Below are 9,497 nucleotides of genomic sequence, written 5' to 3'. Positions count from 1 at the left end.
GGCCCGCCGACGAGCGCCAGCGGGCGGGCCCCCGAGGTGGGCAGCAGGGCACCGCCGAGCAGTGACCCGCCGGCGATGCCGGTGTTGAAGGCGATGCTGACCCCGGCCGACGCGATGTCGGTGCTGCCCGGGGCCAGGTGCAACATCCGGTTCTGCACGGCGGAGCCGAACGCCGCGTACGCGAGGCCGATCCCGGCGAGGAACGCGACCACACCCGGCTTGAGCGCGCCGAGCGCGTACAGCCCCAGCAGCGACACCATGCCGATGCTCAGCGGCGTCAGCAGCGAGGCGATCGGTCGGCTGTCCAGAGTCCGCGCCGCGACCAGGGTGCCGACGACCCCGGCCGCGCCGGAGACGAACAGCAGCGGTGCCAGCACCGCGTCGGCGAAGCCGCTGACGTCGAGCAGGAACGGTGTCACGTAGGTCTGCAGGGTCATGAAGCCGCCGATGCCGAGGGCAGTGGCGATCAACAACACCACGAAGCGACGCCCGTCCGGCGCGGAGCCCCGGGCGGCGCCACCAGCGGCCGGGGGATAGGACGGGAGGAGGACCACCACCGCGGCGGCGATCGCCAGACCGACCCCGGCCAGCACCGCGAACGCGGCGCGCCAGCCGGCCTGCTGCCCGAGCCAGGTGCCGAGGGGTACGCCGAGCACCGGGGCGAGCGTCGCCCCGGTCGCGAACAGGGCCACCGCCCGGCCGCGTACCGCGACCGGAAACGGTCCGATCACCGTCGCCGTGGCGACGGACCAGAACAGCGCCTGGGCGAGGGCGGTGACCAGACGGGCACCCGCCAGCACGGTGTACGACGAGGCGAGCGCCGCGGCGGCGTTGGCGGCGGCGAACAGCAGCATCGTGACGCCGAGCAGCTGCCGCCGGGGGATCCGCTGGGTCAGCCGGGTCAGCGGCACGGACGCCAGCACCACCACCACGGCGTACCCGCTGACCAGCAGTCCCACCTGTGAGCGGGACCGGCCGAGATCGGGTGCGATGTGGGTGAGCAGACCGACCGGCAGCAGTTCGGTCGTGATGAACGCGAACGCGGCGAGGGAGAGCGTGACGAGCACCGCCCTGGCCCTTCGCGGCGACACCTCCGGTGCCATGGTCCACCCCCGTTCCAGGGGTCACCGTAGTGGAGTCCCCGACCTCAGCTCCGCTCGCGGGTCTCTCGACGGACGTCGATCCCGTCACGGGCGGGCCGGTTGCCGTTGTCGACGGCCGGGCCTGCGCTCACTGTCGGGTCCGGAACGGGGCAAGGACGGCCCGGATCTGCTCAGCCGCGCCCCAGTCGTCGTCGAACTGGGCCAGCACGGCGAGGTGCTGCCGCAGTTGGATGAGCGGCATACGGGCCTCCCAGTCGCCGTCGAGCGAGGTCAGCTCCGCGTAGAGCGCGAACATCCGTCGTGCCTCGGGTGGGGGAGAGGTGGACCACACGTGCGCGAGGTCCACCTCGGCCCACATGTACGACACGGCCGGGTCGATCAGCGCTGGCTCTCCGTCCACGGTCGCCATGATGTTCTGTGCCCACAGGTCGCCGTGCGTCAGACACGCCGGCCGGTCCGGCAGCAGGTCCGGCAGCCGGTCGCAGAGCCGTTCCAGCGCGGCTCGGTCCGCCGCGTCCAGCGCCGCCTCGACGCGGGGCTGATCGAGCCAGCGAAGCAGCCGGTGCTCGGCGAAGAAGGCGAAGCCGTCGTCGTTCCAGGTGTTGATCTGGCGGCGGCGACCCAGCCAGTTGTCGTGGTGCCAGCCGAAGCGAGGATGGGTGGTGCTCAGGTGCAGGCGGGCGAGCAGGTGCGCGAACCGCTCCCAGAAGACCTCGCTCTGCGGCCTGGCCCGCAGCACCGACAACACCAGCAGGTCCCGATCCGCCAGGATCACCTCGGGGGTCGCCACCCCGCCGAGCTCGCGCAGCGCGGCCAGCCCGTCGGCCTCGGCGGCGAAGACGTCGTCGGCCGGCGGATCGGCGAAACCCTTGACGAACACCGGCGGAGCGTCCCGGCGGGTGGCGATGCCGGCCAGCGCCGCGAGCCCGCCCGTCACCGGCCGCACCGTCACCACCTCACGCATGCCGGCCCGGTGCAGCCGCTCCAGCAGGGTCATCCGGGATGCTCCTCGTGTCCGGCGACGGTCAGCCGATCCTAGGTGGCCGGTCGCGGCTCGTCCTGCCGGTGTTGGACACTGCTGGGCATGGGTCACGTGTCGGTGGACCAGCAGCGGCTGGAGCGGGTCGTCCAGGAGTTCGGTGCGCGGTGGACGAGAGACGCCGCCGACATCGAGACCTACCTGGCGGCGCAGGTCGCGGACACCAGCCACCGCGAGGTCGTCGGCCCGCTGCTCGCCGCCAGTGGGGCCAGCGGCGTGGTCCTGGTCGGCGGTCGTGAGGTCGCGGCCTGGGGCGACCCGGACGTCCCGGAGATGGCTTTCAGCGTCACCAAGTCCGTGGTGTCGGTGGTGGCCGGCCTGGCCTTCGACGACGGGCTGTTGGTGCCGGACCAACCGGTGCACCAGGTCGTCGACGTCGCTGAGTTCCACGGGCCGCACAACGGGCAGATCACCTGGCGTCATCTGCTGCAGCAGTCGAGCCAGTGGGAGGGCGAGCTGTGGGGCAAGCCGACGAGCGTCGACGCGCAGAGCTTCCGCGAGGGGACGGAGGTGCACGGTACGCCTCCGGGGCAGGGGTGGGCGTACAACGACGTGCGGATGAACCTGCTGACGTACGCGCTGACGCTGCTGCTGCGCCGGTCGCTGCCGGAGGTGCTGCGGCAGCGGGTCATGGACCCGCTGGGCGCCTCCGACCGGTGGTCGTGGCACGGGTACCGGACGAGCGTCGTCGACATCGACGGTCGCCCGACCGCTGTGGTCTCCGGCGGCGCACACTGGGGCGGAGGGCTGATCATCCCCGCCCGGGACCTGGCCCTGATCGGTCAGCTCTTCCTGGACCGGGGGACCCATGCCGGGACCAGACTGCTCAGCGCCGAGTGGGTTGATCAGTCGTGGTCTCCGTGCCCGGTGAAGCGGGAATACGGCTATCTGTGGTGGCTCAACGACGATCAGGCGCCGTGGCCGGGGGCCCCGGCCACCGGCCGCAGCGCCCGGGGCAACGGCGGACGACACCTGCTGTGGGTGGATCCGGCCCGGGAGCTGGTCCTCGTCTCCCACTGGACCGAGGAACCGCTCGAACTGATCCGTGCGGTATCCCGTGCCGTCGGCCGGTCAGGGCCGGTTGTGGACGAACCACACGTCACCGGCCGATAGGGCGACGGCGACCTCCCACCGGCGCAGGTCGAGGTTCGGGGCGCGCATGGTAGTCGATCTCGTTCTGCTCGACCTGCTGGTCCTCGCTGTAGTGGCGGTAGCTCAGCCAGGGTGCGGAGGACGCGGCGGCCTCGGCGAACGCGCGCAGCTCGGATTCCGACGGACCCTGCTCGGGCTCCGGCCGGATCGTGAGCCCGTCGTCGAAGTCGTCGGTGACCAGGACGGGCCGACGTCCGGTGACCGGCACCAGCGCGTCTGCGGCCCGCCAGGCCTCGTACAGACGATCGGGGTCGACGTCGGCGACGAGGATGGTGCCCGCCGGGCCGTGCCCGATCGGCAGGCCGGCCAGTGGGGTGCCCACGAACGCCGCTTCGATCCGGGCGAGGTCGTCTCGCCGGTCGACGGGTATCCCGCTCATGCGAAGCGGTCGGCCAGCTTCGTCAGCTTGCTGACGTAGGCCGGCCAGTCGAAGTCGTCGGGGAGGATGGTGCTGTCCCGCCGAAGGCCGATCGCCGCGTCGTGCTGTTCGCGGATGATGTCGGCGTGCCCGGCGTGACGGGCGAGATCGCAGGTCACGTGGATGATGATCCGGTGCAGCGTCACGTCCTGCGAACCGGGCCGCCACCACGACACGTGCCCCGGCGCGTCGAGCGGTAGCTGGTCGATCGTCTGGTCGGCGAACGCGGCGACCCGGCGATACAGGTCGATCAGCCCGTCCTTCGTCTCGTCCTCCCGGGCGTACCAGTCGGCCTGCGGGTCCTCGTCGAACGCCGCCATCGGGACCAGCTCGTCAGGGGTCGGGAACTCGCGGCCGAAGGTGGGCCCGAAGTAGCCGGCTTCGACATTGAGGCAATGCTTGAGAATGCCCAGCAGGTTGTTTCCGGTCGCCGTGCGGGGCAGCCTGACCTCGCGTTCGCTGAGCCCGTCGAGCTTCCAGATGAGGTCTTCGCGGGTCCCTTGAAGGTAGAGGTGCAGCGCAGCCTTCATGTCGCTCAGATCAGCCATGCCGGCCAGTCTTCCCTACCCGTCTGACCTTCGGGCACCCTCGGCGGGCCGGTGCCGGGGCACCGGCCCGCCGAGCGACGTGGTCAGCTTCCGGTGCAACTCGCGGTGGCTCCGCTGCCGGTGCCGGTGCCCTGGAATCCGAAACTGGTGGCCTGTCCCGCGGCCAGTCGCCCGTTGTAGCTCTGGTTCGCGACGGTGATGGTTCCGCTGGTGCCGCTGCTGACCCCGTTCCACAGCGAGCTGACCGACGCGCCGCCGGGCAGGGTGAGGGTGACCCGCCAGCCGGTCAGCGCGGTGGTTCCCGCGGTGACGCTGACGTTGGCGACGAATCCGCCGTTCCACTGGTCCTGCACGGAGTAGACAGCGGTGCAGCCGGGGGTGCCGGTGGGCGGCGGCGTGGTGGGAGGTGGGGTGGGGGGAGGTGGGGTGGTCGGCGGCGGCGCGGCGATCGGCGCGGTGCTGGTCACCGTCCTCGGCCCGCCGCTGTCCGGTTGGCCGGCCACGCTGATCGCGCAGCCGGCCGCCTGGACGGTGCCACTGGCCTTCACCGTGATGGTCGCCGTGTCGATGGCGACCCGCAGGCGGGCCCCGGCCGACATCGCCGCCACCATGCTCCGCCTGCACACCCCCGAAGCCCTCCGCATGCAGTAAGCGCCAGGACCGCGCCGATCTTGCACTTCCGGTTGTTGATAAAGGTGGTTATGTGCCTTGTGTCGGGACAGGAAACGCAAGATCGCGATGTGGTCCGCCTCAGGGAGGATCGCGGGTCCGGCCGGCGGCGGAGGGCGTGACTGGCGATGGGCGGATAACGTCGGCGCATGACTGTTGAGCACCCCGCGCTCGCACTGCGTGGCCTGGCCAAGCGGTTCGACGGCACGATCGCGGTGGCCGGCGTCGACCTGGACGTCCCCGCCGGCTCCTTCTACGGCCTGCTCGGCCCGAACGGCGCCGGCAAGACCACCACCCTGTCGATGGCGGTCGGGCTGCTGCGTCCGGATGCCGGCTCGGCCTGGGTGCTCGGCCACGACGTCTGGCAGGACCCGGTGACCGCCAAGCGGCTGCTCGGCGTGATGCCCGACGGGGTCCGGCTGTTCGACCGGCTGACCGGGGCGGAGCTGCTCGCGTACAACGGCTTGTTGCGGGGGATGGACCCGGCGGTTGTCGACCAGCGGGCAGCCGAGCTGCTGGACGTGCTGGCGCTCGGCGACGCCGGTCGGACCCTGGTGGTGGACTACTCGGCGGGCATGAAGAAGAAGATCGGCCTGGCCTGCGCGCTGCTGCACGGCCCCCGGGTGCTGGTGTTGGACGAGCCGTTCGAGGCGGTCGACCCGGTCTCCGCGGCGCTGATCCGGGACATCCTCACCCGCTACGCGGCCGGTGGCGGCACTGTCGTGTTCTCCAGTCACGTGATGGAGGTCGTCGAGCGGCTCTGCTCGCACGTGGCGATCCTCGCCAGCGGCACCATCAAGCGGGTCGGGACGATCGACGAGGTCCGTGGCGACCGTTCGTTGGAGCAGGTCTTCGTCGAGGTGGTCGGCGGGCGCACCGCGACCGGCGAGGAGTTGTCGTGGCTCTCCCGGTGAGCGCTGACGCCACCCCCGCCGCGCCGGCACGGCCGGTCTCCGCCCGCCACTTCGTGCGGCTGAAGCTGCGGGTGATGGCCAACAACTTTCGGGGCCAGGGCTGGCGGATCGCCATGTTCATCGGCGGCGCGTTGCTCGGGCTCTGGTTCGCCGCCAGCGGCTTCTTCCTCTTCGCCGCGCCCGGCCTGACCGACAACGGCCGGTACGCGGTGCTGGTCGCGGCGGCCGGCGGCGGGCTGCTGGTGCTCGGTTGGCTGCTGCTGCCACTCGTCTTCTTCGGCGTGGACGAGACACTCGACCCGGCCCGGTTCGCGCTGCTGCCACTGCCCCGGCGCACGTTGGTGACCGGCCTGTTCGTGGCGGCCCTGATCAGCGTCCCGGTGGTGGCGGTGCTGGTCGCGGCGTCCGGGCTGGTGTTGACCGCCTGGTCGCTGGGTGGCTGGTCGGCGGGGGTGGTCGCCGTCGTGGGGGTGCTCGCCGGTTTGCTGCTCTGTGTGGCCGCCAGCCGGGCGGTGACCAGTGCCTTCGCCACCATGCTGCGGTCCCGACGGGTCCGCGACCTGGCGGCCGTGCTGTTGGCGGTGGTCGCCGCGTTGCTCGGCCCGTTGCAGATCTTCGGCCTCGCCGCGCTGCGCGAGGCGGACTGGGACCGGCTGGCAGGTGTGGCGACGGTGATCGGTTGGACGCCGCTGGGCGCGCCGTGGACCGCCGGCATCGACGTGGCCCAGGGGCGGGTGTGGGCGGCACCGGTCAAGTTGCTGATCACGGTGGTGGCGCTCGTCGCCCTGCTGGCCTGGTGGTCCCGTTCGCTGGAGTCGGCGATGGTGGGTGCGGCGAGCGCCGGTAAGGCCCCGGCACGACGAGGGGTCGACGGTGGCGCGGTCGCCCAGCTGTTTCCCCGAGTCGCCGGTTGGGCCCGCCGGGACCGGTTCGGTGCCCTGGTCGCCCGGGAGGCCCGTTACTGGTGGCGGGACGCTCGCCGCCGGGCCAACCTGATCACCATCGCGGTGGTCGGCATCTTCGTGCCAGTGATGATCAACGTTACCGGCGGGGACTTCGCGGCCGTCGGCGACGAGGGCTTCACCGCGGCTGCCAGTGACAGCTCACCGGTCGTGGTGACCATCTCGATGGTCTTCGTGGGGGTGCTCGCGGCCGTCACCCTGGCCAACCAGTTCGGTTTCGACGGCAGCGCGTACGCCGCGAACGTGGTGGCCGGGGTGCCCGGCCGGGTCGAGCTGCGAGCCCGGATCACGGCCTTCTCGCTGTACGTCCTGCCGATGTTGACGGTCGTCGCGGTGGTGCTGTCGTTGCTGCTCGGTGAACCGGGTTGGATCGGGCTGACCGCCGGTGCCCTGGTCGCCACCTACGGCGTCGGGCTGGCGGTGAACTGCCTGGTCTCGGTGCTCGGGGCGTACTCGCTGCCGGAGACGAGCAACCCGTTCGCGATGAACAGCGGCGCGGGCCTGACGAAGGGGCTGCTCACTCTGCTGGCCATGCTCGCCTCGGCGGTCGCCGCGGTGCCGATGGTGGTGGCCGCCGCGCTGCTCGGTGACGCCTGGCTCTGGCTGGCCCTACCGGTCGGCGCCGGTTACGGGCTCGGCGCGGCGCTGCTGGGCGCGTACCTGGCCGGCGACGTGCTGGACCGCCGGATGCCGGAACTGCTCGCCACCGTCACCCCGCGCCGTTAACCGGCGCGGCGGCCCGGGGTTTGGGCGGCGTCGGCGACGAAGCCGCGCCAGGCACCCGGGGCGAAGGCGAGGATCGGGCCGGAACGGTCCTTGCTGTCCCGGACCAGCACGACGCCGGGCAAATTGTCGGCCACCTCGACGCAGGCACCGCCCGTGTCGCCGGACCTGGTCGACGTCCGCCAGCGGGGTTGAGCAACGGTCATGGCGTCACCTTCAGCTTCCGGATCAGATCCAGCGAGGCGCTTGTAGAGAGTGCTTCGCCGAGCAGGCTATCCCATTTCCGACCAATCAGACGGACGACGTCCGGGTCGTCGATGACGTGCCCACGAGCGACATCCTCAACGTAGGTGACCCGTTCCCCGTCGGGCAGTTCAGCGAGCAGAAAGCCGCCGGTCAGCCCGACGTGAGCACCGGCGTCGAGTGGCACGACGTGCAGCCTGACGCTGGGCATGACGGCGAGTTCCATCAGCCGACCGAGCTGAGCGTCCAGTACCGCCGGCCCGCCGACCGGGCGGCGTAGAGCCGTCTCGTCGAGGACGAAGACGCACTGCGGCGACTCCGCCCGCTGCCACAACTGCTGTCGTTCCATCCGGACCGTGACCAGCTCGTCCACCACCTTGGTGGGATTCAGTCCACCAGCGGAAATGACCGCGCGGGCGTAGTCCTCGGTTTGCAGGAGCCCCGGAATCAGGCACGGCTCGAACTCGCAGAGCCTGATCGCCTGCTCCTCATGATTGCGCCATGGAACGAACCACGTCGGCAGCCGCTGGCGATCGGCAGCACGCAACAGTTCGGCGAGGAGGCCGCCGGTGGCTAGGGCCTCGTCGGCGGCGACCGCGAACTCCATTGTCGGTCGACGTCGGCCGGTCTCGATGGCCGCCACTGTGGATGGACTCCACTTGGTGAGGCCCGCCAGAGCTTCCTGGGACACCTCGGCACCGGCTCGGGCGGCCTTCAACGCCCGCACCCACATTTCGACGTTCATCCTTACCTCTCCGGTAAGTACGTGACTGCGTTGCGTAGTAATCCCTGGCATCCTCCCCTGTCCGCGCCTTCCGTCCAGGGTGGAGAGCACGCGGCCCGGCCGGTGGAGGCGACGTCCCGGCGACTGGGTCCTGCGTTCGGGCCGCCCCGGTCATCCCCCCGATCGGGGCGGCCCTCGTCGACCGGGAGGAGATGAGCCATGTTCCGATTCATCCGGGGCAGGAACGAAGCGCGGTGGTCGTACCGGAAGAAGAAGGTTGCGGCACCGCCGGCCGTGCCGGGCGCGACCGGCTCGGAGCGCTCGGCAGGCCCGCCGAACCGAGCACCCGCATGGGCGAACGGGCCGACGGTCGCCTTGCCGCGACCAGGCCGGGCCGGCTGGCTGACCCCGGCGCAGACCTGGCGGGCGAACGGTGGTCGCTGGTGAATCCCGCAGCCCGGCAGCCGGATCGGGCCCCAGACCGCGCAAGCGACCGGACGGAGCACGCCGCAGGGATCGGTGTCTCACTGCGAGCGTGATGCCCCTGAGGCATCAATATGACTCAGCGGCATCACGGTCATTCGGGCATCGCCCTCCGGCGAGCGGAGCGCGCCGGAGGCGGGCGACTCCACCGCCCCGGACGGCCGGAGAGCCGAGGTGAGCAGGCCGCACCTGCCGATGCGGCCGCTCTGGCGGTGTCGCGGCTGCGGGGCGCCCTGGCCGTGCCAGCCGGCGCGGCTGGCGCTGCTCGCCGAGTACCGGCACGACCGGGTGGGGCTGCTCGTCTACCTGGGTGCCCTGATGACGGAGGCCGGCGCTCAGCTCACCCGGCTCCACGGGCGACCCGCCGACCTGCACGAGCGCTTCCTTGGTTGGGCGCGGGGCCGGGGCGGCACAATGTTTCACGTGAATCATGAGCCGGGTGCCGAGATCCACCACACCGATCCGTTCGCGGTGCCGACCGGGCAGCGGTCGCCGGTACGCCGGCTGCGTGGTCGGCAC

Annotated in this window: 9 protein-coding genes and 3 pseudogenes; 5 read left to right on the top strand and 7 right to left on the bottom strand. The window is 71.6% G+C overall.

The features are described 5' to 3' along the window. Together KBX53_RS11965 and KBX53_RS11960 are read right to left on the bottom strand one after the other, a co-directional pair. Positions 1-1,103: MFS transporter (locus tag KBX53_RS11965; protein ID WP_210859165.1), on the bottom strand; the 1,103-nt coding region annotated here is incomplete at its 3' end. A 127-nt stretch (positions 1,104-1,230) separates the two neighbouring features. Further along, positions 1,231-2,100, bottom strand: coding sequence for a fructosamine kinase family protein (locus KBX53_RS11960; protein ID WP_210859164.1), 870 nt, complete (start codon positions 2,098-2,100; stop codon positions 1,231-1,233). Between the two features lie 87 nt (positions 2,101-2,187). Between KBX53_RS11960 and KBX53_RS11955 the strand changes: the two genes are divergently transcribed. Further along, positions 2,188-3,255, top strand: coding sequence for a serine hydrolase (locus tag KBX53_RS11955; protein ID WP_210859163.1), 1,068 nt, complete (start codon positions 2,188-2,190; stop codon positions 3,253-3,255). Here the strand turns inward: KBX53_RS11955 and KBX53_RS11950 are convergent. From KBX53_RS11950 to KBX53_RS11940, 3 genes and pseudogenes are all read right to left on the bottom strand, one after another. Continuing rightward, the gene (locus KBX53_RS11950) at positions 3,242-3,673 is read right to left on the bottom strand and encodes a hypothetical protein (protein ID WP_210859161.1); all 432 of its coding nucleotides are present in this window, start codon (positions 3,671-3,673) and stop codon (positions 3,242-3,244) included. The two genes, KBX53_RS11955 and KBX53_RS11950, sit on opposite strands and share 14 nt — an antisense overlap. Further along, positions 3,670-4,260, bottom strand: coding sequence for a DinB family protein (locus KBX53_RS11945; RefSeq protein ID WP_210859159.1), 591 nt, complete (start codon positions 4,258-4,260; stop codon positions 3,670-3,672). The genes KBX53_RS11950 and KBX53_RS11945 overlap by 4 nt, the downstream gene beginning before the upstream one ends. An 83-nt stretch (positions 4,261-4,343) precedes the next feature. Beyond that, positions 4,344-4,700: pseudogene (locus KBX53_RS11940) on the bottom strand (cellulose binding domain-containing protein); the annotation flags it as partial. On the opposite strand from KBX53_RS11940, the pseudogene KBX53_RS11935 reads away from it, so the two are divergent. The 3 genes and pseudogenes from KBX53_RS11935 to KBX53_RS11925 all read left to right on the top strand — a co-directional run. Continuing rightward, positions 4,687-4,911 (top strand): annotated as a pseudogene (locus KBX53_RS11935) (cation acetate symporter); the annotation flags it as partial. The pseudogenes KBX53_RS11940 and KBX53_RS11935 overlap by 14 nt on opposite strands. Positions 4,912-5,078: 167 nt before the next feature. Continuing rightward, entirely contained in the window at positions 5,079-5,843 is a 765-nt protein-coding gene (locus tag KBX53_RS11930; protein WP_030331674.1) for an ABC transporter ATP-binding protein, read from the top strand. Next, positions 5,840-7,531, top strand: a complete 1,692-nt coding sequence (locus KBX53_RS11925) for a hypothetical protein (protein WP_030331675.1) — start codon at positions 5,840-5,842, stop codon at positions 7,529-7,531. Before KBX53_RS11930 ends, KBX53_RS11925 begins: the two co-directional genes overlap by 4 nt. On the opposite strand, the gene KBX53_RS11920 is transcribed toward KBX53_RS11925, so the two are convergent. Next, complete coding sequence (locus KBX53_RS11920; protein ID WP_210859158.1) at positions 7,528-7,734, bottom strand: DUF397 domain-containing protein; 207 nt, start codon at positions 7,732-7,734, stop codon at positions 7,528-7,530. The genes KBX53_RS11925 and KBX53_RS11920 overlap by 4 nt on opposite strands. Then, positions 7,731-8,516, bottom strand: coding sequence for a helix-turn-helix transcriptional regulator (locus tag KBX53_RS11915; protein ID WP_210859166.1), 786 nt, complete (start codon positions 8,514-8,516; stop codon positions 7,731-7,733). Before KBX53_RS11915 ends, KBX53_RS11920 begins: the two co-directional genes overlap by 4 nt. Positions 8,517-9,173: 657 nt before the next feature. Between KBX53_RS11915 and KBX53_RS11910 the strand changes: the two are divergent. Further along, positions 9,174-9,497, top strand: a pseudogene (locus tag KBX53_RS11910) (flavin reductase); the annotation flags it as partial.

Source organism: Micromonospora sp. M51 (genome assembly GCF_018070305.1).
Taxonomy (GTDB): Bacteria; Actinomycetota; Actinomycetes; order Mycobacteriales; family Micromonosporaceae; genus Micromonospora; species Micromonospora parva.
This window is presented reverse-complemented; position numbering and strand designations above follow the sequence as displayed.